At 69.8% G+C, this 19,359-nt stretch carries 16 protein-coding genes; 10 read left to right on the top strand and 6 right to left on the bottom strand.

The genetic code is table 11. The features are described 5' to 3' along the window. Positions 1–259: 259 nt before the first annotated feature. Entirely contained in the window at positions 260–2,578 is a 2,319-nt protein-coding gene (locus tag OOB33_RS06130; RefSeq protein WP_207796019.1) for an NADP-dependent malic enzyme, read from the bottom strand. A gap of 328 nt (positions 2,579–2,906) precedes the next feature. On the opposite strand from OOB33_RS06130, the gene OOB33_RS06135 reads away from it, so the two are divergent. Together OOB33_RS06135 and OOB33_RS06140 are read left to right on the top strand one after the other, a co-directional pair. Then, positions 2,907–5,000 (top strand): sensor histidine kinase, encoded by a 2,094-nt coding sequence (locus OOB33_RS06135; protein ID WP_442953037.1) that lies wholly within the window; start codon positions 2,907–2,909, stop codon positions 4,998–5,000. A 2-nt stretch (positions 5,001–5,002) separates the two neighbouring features. Beyond that, the gene (locus OOB33_RS06140) at positions 5,003–5,689 is read left to right on the top strand and encodes a response regulator transcription factor (RefSeq protein ID WP_102768449.1); all 687 of its coding nucleotides are present in this window, start codon (positions 5,003–5,005) and stop codon (positions 5,687–5,689) included. A 15-nt stretch (positions 5,690–5,704) separates the two neighbouring features. On the opposite strand, the gene OOB33_RS06145 is transcribed toward OOB33_RS06140, so the two are convergent. From OOB33_RS06145 to OOB33_RS06165, 5 genes are all read right to left on the bottom strand, one after another. Further along, a complete protein-coding gene (locus OOB33_RS06145) occupies positions 5,705–6,763 on the bottom strand; it encodes a Kelch repeat-containing protein (protein WP_271008049.1) in 1,059 nt (352 codons plus the stop codon). Between the two features lie 110 nt (positions 6,764–6,873). Further along, complete coding sequence (locus OOB33_RS06150; protein ID WP_271008050.1) at positions 6,874–8,199, bottom strand: M16 family metallopeptidase; 1,326 nt, start codon at positions 8,197–8,199, stop codon at positions 6,874–6,876. Between the two features lie 97 nt (positions 8,200–8,296). Beyond that, a complete protein-coding gene (locus OOB33_RS06155) occupies positions 8,297–9,463 on the bottom strand; it encodes a methyltransferase (RefSeq protein WP_271008051.1) in 1,167 nt (388 codons plus the stop codon). Further along, the gene (locus tag OOB33_RS06160) at positions 9,460–10,137 is read right to left on the bottom strand and encodes a TetR/AcrR family transcriptional regulator (RefSeq protein WP_271008052.1); all 678 of its coding nucleotides are present in this window, start codon (positions 10,135–10,137) and stop codon (positions 9,460–9,462) included. Before OOB33_RS06160 ends, OOB33_RS06155 begins: the two co-directional genes overlap by 4 nt. 44 nt (positions 10,138–10,181) lie before the next feature. Then, a complete protein-coding gene (locus OOB33_RS06165; RefSeq protein ID WP_271008053.1) occupies positions 10,182–10,712 on the bottom strand; it encodes a VOC family protein in 531 nt (176 codons plus the stop codon). Positions 10,713–10,930: 218 nt separating this feature from the next. On the opposite strand from OOB33_RS06165, the gene OOB33_RS06170 reads away from it, so the two are divergent. The 8 genes from OOB33_RS06170 to OOB33_RS06205 all read left to right on the top strand — a co-directional run bounded on the left by OOB33_RS06170 (position 10,931) and on the right by OOB33_RS06205 (position 19,333). After that, the gene (locus OOB33_RS06170) at positions 10,931–14,182 is read left to right on the top strand and encodes a ligand-binding sensor domain-containing diguanylate cyclase (protein ID WP_271008054.1); all 3,252 of its coding nucleotides are present in this window, start codon (positions 10,931–10,933) and stop codon (positions 14,180–14,182) included. Between the two features lie 167 nt (positions 14,183–14,349). Further along, the gene (locus tag OOB33_RS06175) at positions 14,350–14,979 is read left to right on the top strand and encodes a hypothetical protein (protein ID WP_102768443.1); all 630 of its coding nucleotides are present in this window, start codon (positions 14,350–14,352) and stop codon (positions 14,977–14,979) included. A 3-nt stretch (positions 14,980–14,982) separates the two neighbouring features. Then, complete coding sequence (locus OOB33_RS06180; RefSeq protein WP_102768442.1) at positions 14,983–15,216, top strand: helix-turn-helix transcriptional regulator; 234 nt, start codon at positions 14,983–14,985, stop codon at positions 15,214–15,216. 107 nt (positions 15,217–15,323) lie between these two features. Continuing rightward, positions 15,324–16,268, top strand: coding sequence for an acyl-CoA thioester hydrolase/BAAT C-terminal domain-containing protein (locus OOB33_RS06185; RefSeq protein ID WP_271008055.1), 945 nt, complete (start codon positions 15,324–15,326; stop codon positions 16,266–16,268). 34 nt (positions 16,269–16,302) lie between these two features. Next, positions 16,303–17,286, top strand: a complete 984-nt coding sequence (gene thiL, locus OOB33_RS06190; RefSeq protein ID WP_271008056.1) for a thiamine-phosphate kinase — start codon at positions 16,303–16,305, stop codon at positions 17,284–17,286. Beyond that, positions 17,283–17,837 (top strand): phosphatidylglycerophosphatase A family protein, encoded by a 555-nt coding sequence (locus OOB33_RS06195; RefSeq protein WP_271008057.1) that lies wholly within the window; start codon positions 17,283–17,285, stop codon positions 17,835–17,837. The genes thiL and OOB33_RS06195 overlap by 4 nt, the downstream gene beginning before the upstream one ends. Positions 17,838–17,888: 51 nt before the next feature. Beyond that, a complete protein-coding gene (locus OOB33_RS06200; protein WP_271008058.1) occupies positions 17,889–18,389 on the top strand; it encodes a CinA family protein in 501 nt (166 codons plus the stop codon). After that, positions 18,386–19,333 (top strand): 2-hydroxyacid dehydrogenase, encoded by a 948-nt coding sequence (locus OOB33_RS06205; RefSeq protein WP_271008059.1) that lies wholly within the window; start codon positions 18,386–18,388, stop codon positions 19,331–19,333. Before OOB33_RS06200 ends, OOB33_RS06205 begins: the two co-directional genes overlap by 4 nt. Positions 19,334–19,359 lie beyond the last annotated feature (26 nt).

Below are 19,359 nucleotides of genomic sequence, written 5' to 3' on the forward strand. Positions count from 1 at the left end.
TGACGTGTCAAAAACCCCTGGTGAGTTCTCACAAACTTTTGTAAAAAGTCGCGTGACAGGGCGCTGAGCGGCGCGCGTTTCAGGGCTTTCCCCTGCCCGAGTTGGGCTGTGTGCGCCAATTTGGTGCGTGCTTGGTGTCGATTTCCGGCGCGTGCGCAAGTGCGCTCCGGCTCGGCGTCGCGCCGCAGTGCCTCGGAGGGTTCGCGTTGGGCCGGGCGTTGGCAGCCGCGGCCTGGCTCGGGTCTGCTCGGGTCGGCGCTCAGCGCGCCGCGTTGGCGTCGGCCACGGTCAGCGCGGTCATGTTGACGATGCGGCGCACGGTGGCCGAAGGCGTCAACACATGAACCGGCTTGGCCGCGCCCAGCAGCACCGGGCCGATGGCGATGCCGCCGCCGGCCGCTGTTTTCAGCAGGTTGTAAGCGATGTTGGCTGCATCAATATTGGGCAGCACCAGAAGATTCGCTTCGCCGCTGAGCGTGCTGCGCGGCATGGTGGCGGCGCGGCTGACCGGGTCCAGGGCGGCGTCGCCATGCATTTCGCCGTCCACTTCCAGCCAGGGGGCTTGCTCGTGCAGTAGGGCCAGGGTCTGGCGCATTTTCAGCGCGCTGGGGTGGTCGCTGGTGCCGAAATTGGAATGCGAAAGCAAGGCCACCTTGGGTTGGATGCCGAATCGCACCATTTCCTCGGCGGCCATCACGGTGATCTCGGCCAGCTGTTCGGCCGTGGGGTCGTAGTTGACGTGGGTGTCGACCAGAAACACCTGGCGACCCGGCAGCATCAGTCCGTTCATGCAGGCATAGACGGGTACGTCCTGCGGGGTGCGGGGGCAGCCGCCTACATGCTTGCCGATCACCTGATCGATGTAGTGCAGATGGTTGGCCGTCGTGCCCCAAGTGCCGCACAGCATGCCGTCGACTTCACCCTTGTGCAGCAGCATGGCGCCGATCAAAGTCAGGCGGCGACGCATCTCGATCTTGGCCACTTGCACCGTCACGCCCTTGCGCTCGGTCATCTGGTGGTAGGTCTGCCAGAAGTCGCGGTAGCGGTGATCGTTCTCGACATTGACGACGTCGTAGTCGCGCCCCTCTTGCAGGCGCAGGCCGAAGCGCTCGCAGCGCTCGGCGATCACGGCCGGGCGACCGATCAGGGTGGGGCGGGCCAAGCCCTCGTCCACCACCACTTGCACCGCGCGCAGGATGCGCTCCTCTTCACCCTCGGCATAGGCCACGCGCTTGTTCAGCGCCCGCTTGGCCACATTGAAGATGGGCTTCATGGTGGTGCCGGAGGCGTAGACAAAGCTCTGCAGCTTTTCGCGGTAGGCGTCCATATCGGCGATGGGTCGCGAGGCCACACCCGAGGTCTGTGCCGCCAGGGCCACGGCCGGCGCGATCTTCATCATCAGGCGCGGGTCGAAGGGCTTGGGAATCAGGTACTCGGGGCCAAAGCTCAGATTGGCGCCGGCGTAGGCGGCCGCCACCACCTCGCTCTGCTCGGCCTGGGCCAGCTCGGCAATTGCGCGCACGGCAGCGATTTCCATCTCGTCATTGATGGTGGTCGCGCCGCAGTCCAGGGCGCCGCGGAAGATGTAGGGGAAGCACAGGACGTTGTTGACCTGGTTCGGGTAATCGGTGCGGCCGGTGGCCATGATGGCGTCGTCGCGCACCGCCTTCACTTCCTCGGGCAGGATTTCGGGCGTCGGGTTGGCCAGGGCGAAGATCATGGGCCGCGCGGCCATCTTGGCGACCATGGCAGGCTTGAGCACGCCGCCGGCAGACAGGCCCAGGAAGACATCGGCGCCTTCGATGGCATCGGCGAGCGTGCGCTTGTCGGTCTTTTGGGCGAAACCGGCCTTGTCCGGGTCCATCAGTTCCACGCGGCCCTCGTACACCAGGCCGGCCAGGTCGGTCACCCAGATGTTTTCCTTGGGCAGGCCCAGCTTGACCAGCAGGCCCAGGCAGGCCAGGGCCGCGGCACCGGCGCCCGAGGTCACCAGCTTGACCTGCTTGATGTCCTTGCCCAGCACCTGGAGGCCGTTCAGGAAGGCGGCGCCCACCACGATGGCCGTGCCGTGCTGGTCGTCGTGGAAGACGGGGATCTTCATGCGCTCGCGCAGCTTGCGCTCGACGTAGAAGCAGTCCGGCGCCTTGATGTCTTCGAGGTTGATGCCGCCGAAGGTGGGTTCCAGTGCAGCAATGATGTCGACGAGCTTGTCGAGGTCGTTCTCCTGGATTTCCAGATCGAAGACGTCGATGCCGGCGAACTTCTTGAACAGCACGCCCTTGCCTTCCATCACCGGCTTGGAGGCCAGCGGGCCGATATTGCCCAGGCCCAGCACCGCGGTGCCGTTGGTGACCACGGCCACCAGATTGCCGCGCGAGGTGTAGCGGAAGGCATTGGCCGGGTCGGCCACGATCTCTTCGCAGGCAAAGGCCACGCCGGGCGAGTAGGCCAGGGCCAGGTCACGCTGATTGACCAACTGCTTGGTCGCGGCGATCGCCACTTTGCCCGGGGTCGGGAACTCGTGGTACTCCAGAGCCGCTTGACGCAGCTGTGCGGATTTCTGTTCGGTGGTGGGCATGGTGCTGGCTTTCTTGGGCATTCGCGAGGAATCCGCCCCTGCGGCTGCCGCGAGCCGCAGGCAAAACGGTCGGCGATTGTAGGAGTCTCGTCCGGGAGAAGTGTGCGGGCATTTGCGGGCCCCGGGATACGCGAAACTGCGCATCTCGACGGGCGGTGCAACCGGGATACTCCCGCAAGCCCATGCTTGTACGCATTTCTCGATGCCCGGACCTCTTGTGCGGGCTTGGCCGATCCAGGAGCGGCAGCGCTTGAACGACACCCCCCACCTCCATCCTCCGCTCGCTGCTGCCGGCCGGCCGACCGCCGAAGCGTCCGCGGCGCGCGATGTGGCGGCTCGGCCCTGGAGCTGGCGCCGCGCCGTGCTCTGGGGGGCGCTGATCACCCTGGTTGTGGTGGCGCAAGGCCTCTTGGTCGCGCTGACCCTGAGCTACGAGGACGCGCGCGCGCAAGAGCATGTGGACCAGGTGGCGGCCGAGGTGGCGGCCCGGGTCAAGCAACTGGCCGGCCAGGATTTGCAAGGCCTGCAAGCCCTGCTCTGGCAGGAGCAGCAACCCCAGACCAGCGCGCCGCGCCGCCTCAACGACGCGGCCGAGCTGCTGCGCCGCACCCGCACCCTGCTGCGTATCGAGTTCCGTGACGCCAAGCTGCAGGTGCTGGACGCGGCCGAATCGCCCTATGTCTCGCCCCTGTTCCGCCAGCTGGCGCGCGGTCAGCTGCAGCTGGAAACAGAGCTGGCCTGCGCCGCCGCTCAGCGCCAGGGCACCCAGCTCTACTCGCGCAGCTATTTCGTTCCTTTGCCCGACGGCGAGGGCCTGGAGGTGGCGGATCTGTGCCTGCCGCTGATGCGCGCTGGCGTCTTGCAGTCGCATCTGGTGGCCACGCTGAGCCTGCGTCATCTGCTGGAAGAAGCCGTCACGCAAGACCTGGCACGCGGGCACGAGCTCAGCTTTGTCGAGGGTGACGGCACCCGGCTGGCTCGCACCGGCCTGGCGCGCGGCGCCGGCATCTACCTGGCCGAGCGCCTGGTCGATCTGCCGGGCCTGACCCTGCAGCTCAAGGTGGACGCCACCACCGGCCGGCCCAAGCTCATTCCCAACCTGGCCACCGCCCTGGTGCTGGGCCTGTCGCTGAGCCTGTTCGCCCTGCTGCTGCTGCTGGCGCGCGATGGCCGGCGGCGCGCGGTGGCCGAGTCGGCGCTGGCGGAATCGCTGGCCTTTCGTCATGCCATGGAGAACTCCTTGATTACCGGCCTGCGCGCCCGCACCATGGCCGGCAGCATCAGCTATGTGAACCCGGCGTTTTGCGCCATGGTGGGCTTCAAGGCCGAGGAGCTGCTGGGACGCGGTGCGCGGCCCGACCTGCCGGACGACACGCCGCCTTACTGGCCGCCCGAGTTCGTCGACGAGTACCGCCGCCGCCATGCCGACCGCAGCGCCCGCTGGAAGGCCGACAACAGCCCCGGCGGCCAGGACCCGCGTCAGGGCTTCGAAACTGTCTTCATGCGCCGCAATGGCGAACGCTTCCCGGTGTTGATCTTCGAGGCGCCTCTGCTTGACGCGCAGGGCCAGCAGACCGGCTGGATGAGCGCCGTGCTCGATGTCTCCGACCAGCGCCGCATGGAAGAGCGCTCGCGCCAGCAGCAGGAGCGATTGCAGGCCACCGCCCGCCTGGCCACCGTGGGCGAAATGGCCTCCCTGCTCAGCCACGAGCTGAACCAACCCCTCGCCGCCATCGCCAGCTACGCCACGGCTTCGGTCAACTTGCTGGCCCAGGAGTCGGCCGATCCGCAGGCCCCGGATCTGGTGCGCCAGGCCGTCTTGCGCATTGCCGAGCAGGCCGAGCGTGCCGGCCGCGTGATCAAGAGCGTGCATGACTTTGTGCGCCGCCGCGAGCAGGCGCGCGAGGACATCGGCGTCGATCTGCTGTTCGAGGCCGTGCTGCCCCTGGTGCGCCTGCAGGCGCGCAAGAGCGGTACCCGCATCGAGCTGGACCTGCCCCAGCCCAGCCCGCGCGTGCGCTGCGACCGCACCATGGTCGAACAGGTGCTGCTCAACCTCAGCCGCAATGCCATCCAGGCCATGGAAGACCGCACCGCGCCAGCCCTGCGGGTGCTGACTTTGCGCGCGGCCGTGGTGGATGCATCCTGGGTCAGCATCTCGGTGCTGGACCGCGGCCCGGGCATTCCGCCCGAAGTGGGCCGCCAGCTCTACACCCCGTTTTTCACCACCCGCGCCGAGGGCATGGGTCTGGGCTTGAGCCTCTGCCGCACCGTGGTGGAGCAACATGGCGGGGCCATGGACTATTTCAATCGCGAAGCCCCCGGGGGCACCGAGTTCCGTTTCAGCCTGCCTAATCCAGGCCATGCAGGCCATGCAAGCAAGGCGGCCCCAGCGCGCACGCCAGGAGAATCGACGCCATGAGCATGACTGCCCATCACAACAGCGGCCGCAAACTGCCTGTGGTTTATCTGGTCGACGATGAAGAGGTGGTGCGCGACGCCCTGGGCTGGTTGCTGCGCTCGCGCCGCCTGCTGTCCGAGGGCTTCGGCAGTGCCGAGGCCTTCGAGGCTATGCTCGATGCCCGGCCCGACCAGGCGCGCGACTGGCCCGATGCGCCGTCCTGCCTGCTGCTCGATGTGCGCATGCCCGGCATGAGCGGCCTGGCCCTGTTCGAGCGTCTGTTGCAGCGCGGCCTGTGCGGCGGCCTGGATCAGGGCGTGGTGCAGCCGCCGCTGCTGCCGGTGATCTTCCTGACCGGCCACGGCGACGTGCCCACGGCCGTGGCTGCGGTCAAACGCGGTGCTTTTGATTTCGTGGAGAAGCCGTTTTCCGACAACGGCCTGGTCGACCGCATCGAGCAAGCCCTGGCCTTGAGCGGCCAGGCGATCGAGGCCCGTCAGCAGCGCGGCCAGATGGCCCAGCGCGTGGCCGAGCTGACCGAGCGCGAGCGCGAGGTGATGCAGCTGGTCATCCAGGCCCTGCCCAACAAGCTGATTGCCGACCAGCTGCACATCAGCGTGCGCACGGTCGAGGTGCACCGGGCGCGGGTGTTCGAGAAGATGAACGTCAAGTCGGCGGTGGAGCTGACCAATCTGCTGCGCGAACTCTGAGGCGCGTGATGCGCCTCAAGGCCGGGTGCTGCTGGGGCTCAGGCTGAGGCGATCCAGGCGCGGGCTGGTCTGGGTCAGGCCCGGCTGGCGCGCGCCGCCGATGGCGTAGAGCTGGCCGTTCAGGCTCAGCACGCCCAGGCCGTGGCGCGGTTCGGGCATCTCACCCATCACCTGCCAGCGGCCCTCCTTGAGCGCGCGGCATTGCACCTGTCCCAGCATGCCGCCGCCGTTCTCGGCGGTCTCGCCGCCCACGCTGCAGATCAGCGGCTGGTCTGCGCCGCCGAGCAGGCCCACGCCATGGGCGGCCTGGGCAAAGGCCAGCGGCGCCTCGGCCTGCCAGCGGCCGCTGGCCGCGTCGAGGCGGTGAACGCTGCGCAGATTGGCGCCGTTGTACTGGCGGCCGCCGATCAGCCAGGCCTGTTCGCCCGTCACCAGGGCGGCCGCACTGCTCTTGATCTCGGGCCCGTCGGCCAGGGCGCGCCAGCGGTCCGCCTTGGCGTCGTAGACCCAATGCCAGGCCACATCGCCATGGTCACCCCACTGCGCATTGGCCTCGCCGCGCGGGCTGCGCCCGCTGACCAGATGGATCTGGCCTTGCTGCACAAAAGCGGTGGATTCGGTCAAGGCCTGCGGCAGGGCGCCCAGGCGCTGCCAGCGCGCGCTGCCATCGTCCAGGCGCAGCACCTCGCGGCTGGCGCACCAGTCACCGCCCGCGCAGCGCACAAAGCCGCCGATCAGGTAGAGGCTCTGGGCCAGACTCAGCAGCTGCGCATGGTGGCGGCCCTCGGGCAGGCGGGGCCCCAGGCTCCAGCGGCCGCTGGCCGGGTCGTAGATCTGCAGCGCATCGCTGAGATGGCCTTGTGCGGCCGGCAGCTCGCTGCTCAAGCCGCCCGCCACCACCAGGCGCCCGCCATGCACCGCTGGGTAAATCTCCTGCACGCCGATGGGCATGGGCGCCAGGGTCTCCCAGCGCAAGCTGGGCGCCGCGGTGCCAGAGGCCTGGGCCAGGCCGCTGAGGATCAGCGTCAGCGCAGATCCGATGACACGCAAGCCGTGAGCACGCTGTGGTTTCATGGTGGGTCCCTCTTCTCGATGCACGGTCGTCCGTGGGAATGGGGCGCTAGCTTGCCATGAACTGCAGCCCCGGGCGGGGCGCAGCATAGCGCAGCGTGGGGGCTGTGCGATCAGGAAAACAGCGCTTCGGCGCAGGCGCGTGCGCGCTGCGGAATGCTGCCCGCCAGGGCCACGGCCGGGCGCGGTCGGTTCGGCCGCAGCAGGCCTTCAAAGACTTCATGCACCTGTGCCGGTGTGACCGCCTGCAGCTGGGCCATGGCCTCCTTGGCATCGCGCAGCTGGCCAAAATGGAACAGCTCCTGGGCGGCCCCCTCCATGCGCCGCGCCGGCTGCTCCAGTGCACGCAGGGCGCGCATCTGCAACTGCTTGCGGGCGCGCGCCAGGGCCACCGGGTCCAGCGGGCCATCGGCCTGGCGTTGCAGCAGCTGCTGCACGGCCTGCAAGAACTCCTCGGCCTGGGCCGGCGCGGTGGCGCCCTCGATCAGGAACTGGCCGTAGAGCGGCAGGATGTCGGCTGAGCAGGCCACGTGGTAGGCCAGGCCGCGGCGCTCGCGGATCTCATCCAGCAGCGGCGAGCTCATGCCCTCGCCCAGCAGTGAGGCGGCCAGCACATGGGGCAGGTGCTCGGCGCTGTCCAGGCGTTCGCCCAGGCTGGGCGCTTCGAAGCCCAGCAAGACCTGGCACTGGCCGCTGCCAGCCAGGCGCCGGGCCTTGAGCCCGCCCTGCCAGGGGGGCGCCGTCAGGGCATTGGGCTGGCCGGTGGGCATGGCGCCGAAAGCGCGTTCCACCCGCCGGGTGAAGGCCTCGCCGTCGACCGGCCCGGCCACCGCCACCACCACATTGCAGGCGGTGTACTGGGCCTGGGCGTAGGCCAGCAAGTCCTCGCGGCTGAAGCGCAGGATGTTGGCGCGGCTGCCGATGATGGGGCGGCCGGCCGCATGGCGGCTGCCGTAGCAGGCGCGGTCCAGCAGCTGGAAGGCGACGCTGGTCGGGTCGTCCTCGAACTCGCTGAACTCCTGCTCGATCACGCGCCGCTCGCGCTCCAGTTCCTCGGCCGGGAAGCTGCTGTTGAGCACGATGTCGGCCAGCCAGTCGACAAAGGCCGGCAGATCGCCCGGCAGGCCTTCGATGTGAAAGGCCGTGTGGTCCTTGTCGGTGTGGGCATTGACCTCGGCGCCCAGGGCCTCGGCATCGAGGTTGATGCGCTGGCAGTCGCGCGTGGCCGTGCCCTTGAAGGCCATGTGCTCGACCACATGGCTGATGCCGTTCAGGCGCGCGCTCTCGTGCAGGCTGCCGGTGCGGATGAACACGCTCAGGCTGACCGTTTGGCGCCAGGGCATGGGGATGGTGACCGTGCGCAGGCCGTTGGCCAGGGTGGCGAGGCGCGGTGCCTGCGCAGCGTGCAGGGCAAGGGGCGAGGAGGGCGAGACAGACATCCGTTGGCAGGGGGCAGGCAAACAAGCGGGACCCGTGGCGGGCAAGTCCGCAGTGTCGCCGACTTGCCCGGTTTCCGCTGGCCCCGGTCGCTTGGGCTCAAGCCGCAGGCCGAAGTACGAGGATCTCGGCCAGGCTGGGCAGGGGCACCCGCTCGCACAGGCGCAGGCCGGCCTGTTCGAACAGGGCCTGCCATTCGCGCAGGCTGCGCTCGCGGCCCTCGGTGCAGACGGCCATCTGCAGGTCCATGCCGGCAATCGCCAGGCCCGGATGCTGCTCCGGCCGCACCACCTCCATCACCAGAACCGTGGCGCCGGCTGGGGCGGCGGCCTGGGCCACGCCGCGCAGCAGCTGCAGCGCGTCGGCGTCCGACAGGCCGTGCAACAGCGCACTCAGCCAGTAGACCTCGGCCGCGCTGCGGGCCGCGGGCGGCGGCTCCTGGCGCAGGTCGGCCGCGAGGAAGCGCAGGCGCTCGCGGGCGCGCAGGCGCTGCGGCTCGGTCTCTCCCGCGGCCAGCAGCTGGGCGGCGCGCACCGTGGCCGGGCGGTCCACCACGGTGGCATGCAGGCGCGGGTGCTGTATCAGCAGGGTCAGTGCCTTGTCGCCGGCGCTGCCGCCAAGGTCGATCAGGTGCTCGAAGCGCTGCCAGTCCAGGGCGTGCACCCAGGGCGCGCCGGTCAGGCCCTCGACCTGGGCCATGGCACGGGCGAAGGCGTGCTCCAGCGCGGGCTGTCGCTCCATGTGCTCGAACAAGGGGCGGCCGTGGCTCAGGGCGTAGGCGCAGCGCCCTTGCCGCAGGGCCGGGCCCAGGCTGTCGAACCAGGCGGCGCGCATCTCGGGCCGCTGGTGCAGCAAGACCAGCTCCCGCACGCTGTCGGGCCGGCCGGCACGCAGCGGCGCCGAGCCCTTGTTGTTGCGCCACTGGCCGGGGCGCGGTTCCTCGAACACGCCCAGGGCGGCCAGCACACGCAGCAGACGCTGCAGCAGCTCGGGCGCTGCCTGGCAGCGCGCGGCCAGGGCTTCGATGGGCAGGGTGGCCTCACCCAGCTGCTCGGCCACATCGAGCTCGGCCGCCAGGCCCAGGGCGCGCGATTGCCAGTAGGCCGAGCCAATCTGCACCAGGCGAAATGGCGCGGGTGTCAGGCCGGCAGTCCAGGCTTGCAGGCCTTGCACAGCCCGCATGAGGCGGGCGAACAGGCGCGCGGCGCGCGCCGGGCCGGGGCGGGCCAGGCGGGGCGCTTGCGCAGAGGTTGTGGCGGCGCTCATGGGCCGGCCTCCGTCGCGGCGGCCACACGGCCGGTGGACAGGCCGGCGCTGAGCAGGCGGCCATTGAAGGCGGCCAGGGCGTCCAGAAAGCTGGCGTCCATGGGGCGCTCCATCTGCTCCTCAAACAACTCGCGCAGCAGCAGCGGCGTCATGGCCAGGCTGACAAAGGCCATGCGCACCAGATCGGGGTCCAGGTCGGCCAGGGCCAGGCCTTGCTGCTTGAGGCCTTGCACACGCTGGGCGCCGCGTTGCCGGCCGCGCTCCAGCAGCTGTTGCACAAAGCGCCGGCCCGGGCCCTGGCGCAAGGCCAGCACGCGCAGGATCAGGCGCGGAAACTCGGGCGCACGCAGCATGGTGTCGTAATAGAGCTTGAGGTAGGCGCCAAAGCCCTCGGGCGTGGCCAACAGGTCCTGATCCAGCACCTCCAGCAGCGGGTTCAGGGTGGCGCGGATCATCTCTTCGTACAGCCCCTCCTTGCTGCCGAAGTAGTAGCGGATCATGGAGACATTGGCCTGCGCCAGCTCGGCGATGCGGCGGGTGCTGACCTGGTGGTAGTCCTCGGTCAGAAAGCAGGTCTTGGCGGCGCGCAGCAGGCGCTCGCGCACGGGGCTGGCCTCGGCTTCGGGCTTCTGGGCCTCAGGCGCGGCGGGGTGGGAAGAGGGTGGGTGCTTCATGCCTGCATTCTTGGTGCGGCCCGGGCTGCCGGGGCGCGCGTCTGTCAATCAGTTTCGCGGCTTTGATTGCCTGCGCGGGCCTGGCCCTCAGCCTGCGGCGCCAGGCTGGGTGAAGCAAAGGCCTGCTCGAGGAAGCGCTCCAGCTCATCGGCTTGCAGCAGCTCGATGGAGAAATGACCGAAGCGACGCGGCAGCCAGAGGATGCGGGCACCGCTGGGGTTGTGCAGCTGTTCGCGGGCCAGCGGCCGGCCCAGTTCGTCCTCGGGTTGCACGCCGCGGGCCAGCAAGATGTCGTAGGCCGCCTCGATATCGGGCGTGCTGTAGCAGTGGCGGTAGATCGTGCCTTCGCCCTGGCGATCCAGCAGCTCGCGCAAGGGCCCGGTCTCGGGTTGCACCAGCATGAATCGCTCTCCGCCCTCGCCCATGCGCACGATGGCGTAGCGCACCCGCAGGCCGTCGCGCGCCCAGAGCTGGGTCTGCGAGACCTGGGCCGCGAAGAGATGGGCGTAGTAGGCGCAGGCGCGCTCCAGGTCGTGGACCAGGATGTCGATGTGGCTGAACTTCAGAGGCGGCATGGGCACAGCTTTTTTTCTCACTCTTTCATGCGGGAATGGTTCGGTGGCTGCTCCGCAGTGTCGCCACGGGGACTGCGGGGACGCAAGTGCGGACAGGCAGGGGGTGCGAAGGCGCAGCCGCCGCAGCGCGCGGGTGTGTCATGCTGCATGCTCGATGGCGGGGCGAGGGCCGCCCGCAGGCATCGGATGCGCGGCCCCTGCTTACAATTTTCTCCACCATGCTGTTCACTTTCCGCGGCGCGTCCTGTGCGCGCCTGCTGCCCCCCTCGCTGGGCCAGGCGCTGTTCTTGCTGCTCTTGACGACCTTGACGACGCTGCTGCTTGCGCACGGGAGTGCCGGGGCCTGGGCGGGCAATTCGCCGCTGGAGGTGCAGTTCCGCAGCGTGGCCGTGCCGCAAAACACCGTGCCCAGCCTGGCCCAGGACCGTGCCGGCTTCATCTGGGTGGCCACCACCCAGGGCTTGACCCGCTACGACGGCTATCGCCTTCGCCCCATCGAACGTGACGGCGACACCAAGGCCCAGCGCAACCTCGGCTGGGTCCGCGCGCTCAGCCCCAGCCGCGATGGCCGCATGTGGATCGGCACCGAGTTTCTGGGCCTGATGGCCTTCGACCCCGCCCAAGACCGTGTCGAAGCCATGTCGCCGCCGCCGCCGGCCACCGGCCCGGCGCTGACCATCCGTTCACCGATACGTGCTTTGGCCGAAGACGCGCAGGGCCAGGTTTGGGTCGGCACCCTGGGTCAGGGTCTGCTGCGCTACCGCCCTGCCACGCGCCAGTTCGAAGCGCAGGACCTGCGGTGGCAGGGCGAGCCCGAGGCGCGCGTGCTGGCCTTGCGCGTGGCGCAGGACGGCGTGGTCTGGGTCGGCCACTGGCGAGGCCTGGCCCGGCAGTGGCCGGGTGGCGGGTGGGAATCGGTGCCCCTGCCCGAGCTGCCCGCCGGCGCGCCGGTGCTGGCGCTGGCTGAAGACCGCGCCGGCCGGCTCTGGCTGGGCACGCAGGACGGCCGGCTCGGTGTGGTCGAGCAAGGCCGGCTGCGCTGGGTGCAGCGCCTGGGCAGCCCGGTGCAAGCCCTGGCCGTGGCCAGTGACGGCCGGCTCTGGGTGGGCAGCAAGACCGGCCTGCTCTGGGTGAACCCTGCCAGCGGTGAGATCGAAGCCCATCTGCGCCACGACCCGCGGCGCCTGAGCGGCCTGGCGGGCAATGACGTCAGCGCCTTGCTCCGCGATGCCAGCGGCGCGATGTGGGTCAGCGGTTACGGCCTGGGCCTGCAACGCCACCAGCACCACCCGGCCCTGGCCGTGCGCGGCCCCGATTCGCAGGCCAGCGGTCCGCTGACTGAACCCGATGTGCGCGCCCTGCTGCGTTTGCGCAATGGCGAGGTGCTGGCTCCCACCCAGCGCGGCCCCGTGGTGCGACTGGATGGCCGACCGGGCCGGGAGCTGGCCACGCTGGGCGTCTGGCCGCGCGAGCGCGGCAGTGTGGTCGAATCCCTGGCCGAAGCGCCCGATGGCAGCCTCTGGATGGCCTCGGCGGGCCGGCTCGAGCACCGCTCCGCTCAGGGGCGGCTGCTGCGCGATTGGCCGCTCGATGGCGGCCGCGCCCAGCGCCTGCTGCTGCGCGCCAGCGGCGAGGTCTGGCTGGGCATGCAGGAGGGCTTGTACCGCCTGCCCGATGCCACGGCGCCGGCCCTGCAGCGGGTGGCCTTGGTGGGCGGGCAGGCCTTGCACGGGGGCGTCCATGCCTTGATCGAGGCACCGCCTGCAGCAGGCACTGCCGCAGCGCAGCCGCAGCTGTGGGTGGGCGGCCAGCAGGGCTTGTTCCGCGAGCCGGCTGGCGGCCTGCCGGGTCAGCTGGAGCCGGTGCCGCAGTCGCCCGGTGAATCCTTGGCCAGCCCCATCGTCATGGGCCTGCTGCAGGCCCGCGATGGCTCGCTGTGGCTGGACACGCCGGTGGCCGGCCTGCACCGCCTGCGCGGCTGGGATGCCGAGGGCCGGGCCCGCTTCGATCGCATCGGCGAACGCCTGGGCACGGAGGGCGTGTACGGCGGCAATCTGCACGAAGACTCGCGTGGCCGCATCTGGAGCCAGCTGGCCGTCTACGACCCCAAGACCGACCGCATCGACCACTTCGGTCTGGGCGAGGGTGCGGCCTTTGGCAGCTTCTGGTTCTTTGCCAGCACCGAGCTGCCGGGCGGTGCCCTGCTGTTCGGCGGCAGCCGCGGCCTGCTGCAGGTGCGGCCCGAGCTGTTCGAGCCCGCCACCGGCGCGCCGTCCCTGGTGATCAGCGCCTTGCGCGTCAATGGCCAGGCCTACTCGCCGCCGCCGGCTGATCCGGCGCGGCCCGCCGATGCATCAGCCAATCCGCTGGCCTTCAAAGATCCCCAGCGCGGCCTGCTCCAAGGCTTGCAGCTGCCCGCCGGCACGCGCACCTTCAGCGTCGAATTCGCCGGCCTGGACTATGCCGACCCCGGCCGTCTGCGCTACCAGTACCGCCTGCAGGGCCTGGACAGCGACTGGACCAGCGTCGACCCCGGCGCCCGAAGCCCCAGCTTCGGCCCCCTGCAGCCGGGGCGTTATGCCTTGCAGATGCGGGTCAGCGCCCATCCCACGCTCTGGGGCCCCACCCAGCTGGAGCTGCCCATTGAGCTGCTGCCGGCCTGGTGGCAGACCGTCTGGGCGCGCCTGGGCTTCGGGGCGGCGGTCTTGCTGGCGGTGTGGGGGTTTGTGCGCTGGCGCACCCGGCTCTTGCGCCAGCGTGAGGCCGAGCTGCAAGCCCTGGTGGACGAGCGCACGGCCAAGCTGCGCGAGGCCAGCCTCACCGATGCGCTGACGGGCTTGCGCAACCGCCGCTATCTGGAGCTGCGCCTGCAGGACGATCTGCGCCTGTGCCTGCGCCGCTTCGAGGCCGGGGAAGCCAGCCTGCTGCCCGGCCCCGACAGCGACTTGGTGCTGATGCTGCTGGACCTCGATCATTTCAAGCGCATCAACGATGTGCATGGTCACGCCGCTGGCGACGCTGTGCTGGTGACCCTGGCCGAGCGCCTGCGCCACGTCTTCCGCACCACCGACTCTCTGGTGCGCTGGGGGGGCGAAGAGGTGCTGGTGCTGGTGCGCGAAACCAGCCGCGAGGATGCGGCCGATCTGGCTGCGCGTGCGTGTGCCGCCGTTCGCGAGCAGCCCTTCGACATTGGCTTTGGCCAGACGGTGGCGGTCACCGTGTCCATCGGCTTTGCAGCCTTCCCGCTCGACCCGCAGCGCCCGCGCGCCTGGGACTGGCCGGCCACGCTGGGCCTGGCCGACGCGGCGCTGTACGCCGCCAAGGCGCAGGGCCGCGATGGCTATCTGGGCGCCGTCGAGGCCCAGGACCTGACGCCGGCCGAGGTGCCGCGCGACCTGAGCCTGTGGCGCGATGAACCGCGCTTGCGCCTGCGTGAAAGCGGCATGGCGCAACGTCCGCCCAGCCTGTAGGCAGACTGGCGTCCGCCCTTCCCATCTTTTCTGCTCTTCCCAGTCTTGCCTTTGGAGGCGGCCGGCACACCCTGCCGGCCGCTACTTCGTGATCCCGGGTGTATTGCAAAGCGAACATGATGTACGGTAAAGTTTACTTTGTGTCGGCTTTAACGGGCATTCAGGCCATGATCAAGATCTTGCTGGTTCTCCTGGGTTTTCTGGGTTTGGGCGCGGCTTTGGCGGCGGGTTGGAACCCGGTGCCCCTGCGCGACGGCTGGGTGGGCGGCTTGATCCTGCTGCTCTCGGCCTTGTGGGCCCGCTGGCGCTGGCAGCGCGATGCCGTGCAGGGGCGCGACCCTTCGGCGGCCGAGCGGCGCGCCTGGCTGTACATGGCAGGCAGCGCCCTGATTTGCGGTTTTGTCGCGGTGGTGCTGATGACGCCGGGTTCCGAAGTTCATCGCACCACCGGCGGGACGGGCGGTTATGACAGCTGGGTCATGTTCGCCTGCGGCGCCATCGCCTGGGCCTTGCTGCACGAGGGGCAGTCTCAGGCGCTGGACGAACGCGACCGCGCCATCGATGCCCTGGCCAACCGGGTCGGCTATTCCACCTTGATCGGGCTGCTGGCCGTTTTTCTGCTGGCCCTGGGCTTCGCACCCAAGCCCTGGATGGAGCGCTTCACCCACTGGCTGATCGCCAACACCTTGCTCAATCTCATCATGTTTGCCGGCCTGGCCCAGTATGCCGCCCAGCTCTTGGCCTACTGGCGCGATGCGCGCGAGCTGCAAGGCGATGTGCAGCCGGGCGGGGCTTGAGCCATGGCCGTCGGTCAACCGTCCACCCAGCCCATCGCCAACCAGATCCGCCGCCTGCGTTTCGAGCATGGCGAGATGACGCAGGAAGCCCTGGCCAAGGCCGTGGGCATCACCCGCCAGACCGTGATTGCCCTGGAGGGCCTGCGTTATGCGCCCTCGCTGGAGCTGGCCATGAAGATCGCCGAGGTCTTCGGCAAGCGGGTGGATGAGGTGTTCTTCCGCCAAGCCGGGGATTGATCGCCCGGGCCCTGGCCAAGTTGTTCATCGGCGTACGGCCGCTGCGCGGCGTCGTGCGCTGCCGTCGGCTGTGCGCCGCAAGGCGCTCGAATCATGGAGATCGAATCATGGAGATGACGAGGATGTTGCTCAAGCCCTGGCGTGTGATGCTGCCGATGCTGCTGCTGGCACAGGGGCTCGGCGCTGTGTGGGCCGGAGCGGCCGAAGCGGCCTCGCCGCAGCCCGGCACTGCGCGAGCGCCCTGGCCCGCTCATCACGGCCAAGTGCAGAGCCAGCTCTACCTTGGCGAGGCCGAGTCCTCGCGAAAGCGCCCCTTGCTCGTGGCCCTGGGTGGCGCCGAGGGCGGCAATGCCTGGGCCGGCCCGCGCGCCGAGGCCATGCGCCAACGTTTCCTGGCCGACGGCTATGCCGTGCTGGCGCTCGCCTATTTCGGTCTGCCAGGCATCCCGGCCCAGCTCGATCGCATCGATCTTCAAGGCGTGCGTGAAGCCATCGTCAAAGCCGCACACAGCAGCCCGCAGATCGAGCCGCGCTGCATCGCCGTGATCGGTGGCTCCAAGGGCGCGGAGCTGGCCCTGCTGCTGGCCAGTCGCAGCCCCGAGATCAAGGCCGTGGCCGCCGTGGTGCCGGGCAGCGCCGTGTTTGTCGGCCACACCGAGACCTTTGACACCAGCTCCTTCAGTGACCAGGGCGAGGAGCTGCCCTTCGTGCCCCTGAGCGAGGCTGCGGTACCGGCCCTGATCGCCGGTGACAAGCGCAAGGTCTTCGATCTGATGATGCAGGACAGCGCCGCCATGGCCCGCGCGCGCATCCCGGTCGAGCGCATCAACGGCCCGGTCTTTTTCCTTTCCGCCACGCAGGACGAACTCTGGGATTCCAAAGCCATGTCCGAGCAGATGATGGCCACCCTGCAGCGCAGCGGCTTCGCCCATGCCCATGCGCACGCCGCCATCGAGGGCGGCCACAGCGCACCGATGCGGCAGCTGAACCTGGCGCGGGACTTTCTGAACACGCATTTTCTGCCGCAGGTGGCTGGGGGATGTGCGCGCTGAAGCTTTTGGCGCTGGCGCTGAGACAATTCCGCCCATGGGCGAATTCGATCTGATCCAGCGCTATTTCAAAAGCCAGAGCCACCCCTCGGCCGATGCGGTGCCGGTGGGCATTGGGGATGACTGCGCGGTCATCAACCCGACGCCGGGCATGCAGTGGCTGGTGTCCAGCGACATGCTGGTCGAGGGGCGGCATTTCCTGTCCACCGTGGCGCCGGAGCGCTTGGGGCACAAGGCGCTGGCGGTCAATCTCAGCGACCTGGCGGCCTGTGGCGCCACGCCGCGGGCCTTCACGCTGGCGCTGAGCCTGCCGCGGGTGGACGAAACGTTTCTGAGCGGTTTTGCCCGGGGCCTGTTCGCGCTGGCGCAGGCGCACGGCATTGCCCTGGTCGGCGGCGACACCACGGCCGGGCCGCTGAACCTCTGCATCACCGTGATGGGCGAGGTGCCGCGTGGCCAGGCCTTGCTGCGTCGTGGCGCGCGGGTGGGCGATGACATCTACGTCTCCGGCCAGACTTTGGGCGATGCGCGGCTGGCGCTGGAGGTGTTTCGCGGCCAGGCGAGCCTGGCTTCGGGCGCCGAGTTCGAGCAGGTGCGGCGCGCCATGGAATGCCCGCAGCCACGGGTGCAGCTGGGCCTGGCGCTGCGCGGCGTGGCGCACAGCGCCATCGATGTGTCCGATGGTTTGCTGGGCGATCTCGGCCACATCCTCAAGGCCTCGGGCGTGGGCGCCCGGCTGGACGTGGACGCCCTGCCGCGCAGCGCCGTGCTGGCGGGGCAAGACCTGGCCCTGCAGCGCGAGTACGGTCTTGCGGGTGGCGACGATTACGAGCTGGTGTTCACTGCGCCCAGCGATGCGGCCGGGCGTGCGGCGGTGGCGGCTGCTGCGGCGGCCAGCGGCACGCCGGTGCAGCGCATCGGCGCCATCGAGGCCGAGCCGGGCCTGCGTTTGCACGATGCCGCCGGCCAGGCCTTGTCTGCGGCAGCCTTCAGCAGCTTTGACCATTTCAAAACCCCATGAGCGATCCTTCCGCCTCCCTCACCGCGCCCCTGGTGCCGCGCCGGGCCACGGCCCGTTTCATGTTCCCCAACCCGGCGCATTGGATCGCCCTGGGCTTCGGCAGCGGCCTCTCGCCCAAGGCGCCGGGCACGGTGGGCACGCTCTGGGCCTGGCTGGCCTTTCTGGCGCTCAACCCCTGGATGAGCGACCGCAGCTGGGCCTGGCTGCTGGCTGGAGGCACCCTGGTCGGCTGGTGGGCTTGCACCATGACGGCTCGCCATCTGGCAACACCTGACCCCGGCGCCATCGTCTGGGATGAGGTGCTGGCCTTCTGGCTGGTGCTGTGGCTGGTGATGCCGGCGGGTTTCTGGGGCCAGGCGGTGGCCTTCGGCCTGTTCCGCTACTTCGATGCCGCCAAGCCGGGGCCGGTGCGCTGGGCCGACCAGCTCTTCAAGGGCGAGCGTGGCAAAGCTGTCAGCTGGGCCCAGGGTTTCGGCATCTTGTTTGACGATTTCGTCGCCGCCGGATGTACGCTTGTCGTGATCGCGCTGTGGCGCGCATTCATGGCTTGATCCCATGCAGCAGAGCTGCTTGCTGCGAGTCGAAACTGTCGGAGGTGCCCCATGCTGTTTCCTGAAGAGCAAGAGCTGATCGACCGCATTGCCGTGGCCCTGATCCAGCGCCGCGAGCGCCTGGGCACGGCGGAGTCCTGCACCGGCGGCCTGATTGCCGCGGCTTGCACCAGCCTGTCGGGTTCCAGCCAGTGGTTCGAGCGCGGCGTGGTCAGCTACAGCAATGAATCCAAGACCGAGCTGCTGGGCGTGCCGGCGGCGCTGATCGGCCTGCATGGCTCGGTCAGCGGCGAGGTGGCCCTGCACATGGCGCGCGGCCTGCTGGCCCATGCGCCGATCGACTGGGCCCTGGCCGTCACCGGCATTGCCGGCCCCACCGGAGGCAGCGCCGAGAAGCCCGTGGGCACGGTCTGGCTGGCCCTGGTCCACGGCTGCCAGGTCACCCGGGTCTGGCAAGAGCATTTCAGCGGCGACCGCCACGCCGTGCGCATCGCCACCTTGCGCGCCGGCTTGATGGCCTTGTGCGAGGCGCTGGAGGACAAGGATCAATGACCGTCTTGCTGAGCGGGCGCTGGTCGGCCGCCGAGGGTGAGCGCTGGGCGCAGTTGCTGCGCGAGGCCATGCCCGAGGAGCAATGGCTGCTCCATCCGCCGCGCAATGCCGCCGAGGCGGCGGCGGTGGAGGTGGCCGTGGTGGCCAACCCGGAGCCGGGTGCCCTGAGCGGGCTGCCGAATCTGCGCCTGATCCAATCGCTGTGGGCGGGCGTCGATCGTCTGCTGCAGGACCCCAGCCTGCCGCCTGGCGTGCCGCTGGCGCGCATGGTGGACCCGGCCATGAACGAGGCCATGGTGCACACGGCCCTGTGGGCGGTGCTGTCGCTGCACCGGCGTTTTTTCGAGCTGCAGGCGCAGCAGCGCCAGGCGCTGTGGCAGGCGCCGCCGCAGCTGCGCGCGGCCGAATGCACGGTGCTGGTCCTGGGTCTGGGCGAGCTGGGCGGGCGCACGGCCCAGACCCTGGCCGGCCTGGGCTACGCCGTGCACGGCTGGAGCCGCCGCCCGCGTGAGCTGGCGGGGGTGCAGATCTGGCAGGGAGAGGCGAGCCTGGCCCAGGCCCAGGCCCTGGCTGCGGCCGACATCGTCGTCAACCTGCTGCCGCTGACGCCGCAGACCCGTGGCTTCTTCTCGGCCGAGCGCTTGGCCCAGATGCGCCCGGGCGCCTGCCTGGTGAATCTGGCGCGCGGCGCCCATGTCGATGAAGCCGCCCTGGGTGCGGCGCTGGACCGCGGGCATCTGCGCCACGCCGTGCTCGATGTCTTCCAGCAAGAGCCCCTGCCGCCCGATCACCCCTTCTGGCCTCACCCTCAGGTGACCGTGCTGCCGCACTGCGCGGCCCAGACCGACCCACGCACCGCCGTGCCGCAGGTGCGGGCCAATCTGGCCGCGCTGCGTGCCGGCCAGCCCTTGGCCCACCTGGTGGATCGCGGCCAAGGCTACTGACACTCCGCCTTCCCCCCTCCCTCTCG

This window comes from Paucibacter sp. B51 (assembly GCF_027863535.1).
GTDB lineage: Bacteria > Pseudomonadota > Gammaproteobacteria > Burkholderiales > Burkholderiaceae_C > Paucibacter_A > Paucibacter_A aquatilis.

What these genes read in the sequence shown, in the direction of transcription:
- OOB33_RS06130 (WP_207796019.1), bottom strand. Translation starts at nt 2,578, where the DNA reads ATGCCCACCACCGAACAGAAATCCGCACAGCTGCGTCAAGCGGCTCTG.
- OOB33_RS06140 (WP_102768449.1), top strand. Translation starts at nt 5,003, where the DNA reads ATGACTGCCCATCACAACAGCGGCCGCAAACTGCCTGTGGTTTATCTG.
- OOB33_RS06145 (WP_271008049.1), bottom strand. Translation starts at nt 6,763, where the DNA reads ATGAAACCACAGCGTGCTCACGGCTTGCGTGTCATCGGATCTGCGCTG.
- OOB33_RS06150 (WP_271008050.1), bottom strand. Translation starts at nt 8,199, where the DNA reads ATGTCTGTCTCGCCCTCCTCGCCCCTTGCCCTGCACGCTGCGCAGGCA.
- OOB33_RS06155 (WP_271008051.1), bottom strand. Translation starts at nt 9,463, where the DNA reads ATGAGCGCCGCCACAACCTCTGCGCAAGCGCCCCGCCTGGCCCGCCCC.
- OOB33_RS06160 (WP_271008052.1), bottom strand. Translation starts at nt 10,137, where the DNA reads ATGAAGCACCCACCCTCTTCCCACCCCGCCGCGCCTGAGGCCCAGAAG.
- OOB33_RS06165 (WP_271008053.1), bottom strand. Translation starts at nt 10,712, where the DNA reads ATGCCGCCTCTGAAGTTCAGCCACATCGACATCCTGGTCCACGACCTG.
- OOB33_RS06170 (WP_271008054.1), top strand. Translation starts at nt 10,931, where the DNA reads ATGCTGTTCACTTTCCGCGGCGCGTCCTGTGCGCGCCTGCTGCCCCCC.
- OOB33_RS06175 (WP_102768443.1), top strand. Translation starts at nt 14,350, where the DNA reads ATGATCAAGATCTTGCTGGTTCTCCTGGGTTTTCTGGGTTTGGGCGCG.
- OOB33_RS06180 (WP_102768442.1), top strand. Translation starts at nt 14,983, where the DNA reads ATGGCCGTCGGTCAACCGTCCACCCAGCCCATCGCCAACCAGATCCGC.
- OOB33_RS06185 (WP_271008055.1), top strand. Translation starts at nt 15,324, where the DNA reads ATGGAGATGACGAGGATGTTGCTCAAGCCCTGGCGTGTGATGCTGCCG.
- thiL (WP_271008056.1), top strand. Translation starts at nt 16,303, where the DNA reads ATGGGCGAATTCGATCTGATCCAGCGCTATTTCAAAAGCCAGAGCCAC.
- OOB33_RS06195 (WP_271008057.1), top strand. Translation starts at nt 17,283, where the DNA reads ATGAGCGATCCTTCCGCCTCCCTCACCGCGCCCCTGGTGCCGCGCCGG.
- OOB33_RS06200 (WP_271008058.1), top strand. Translation starts at nt 17,889, where the DNA reads ATGCTGTTTCCTGAAGAGCAAGAGCTGATCGACCGCATTGCCGTGGCC.
- OOB33_RS06205 (WP_271008059.1), top strand. Translation starts at nt 18,386, where the DNA reads ATGACCGTCTTGCTGAGCGGGCGCTGGTCGGCCGCCGAGGGTGAGCGC.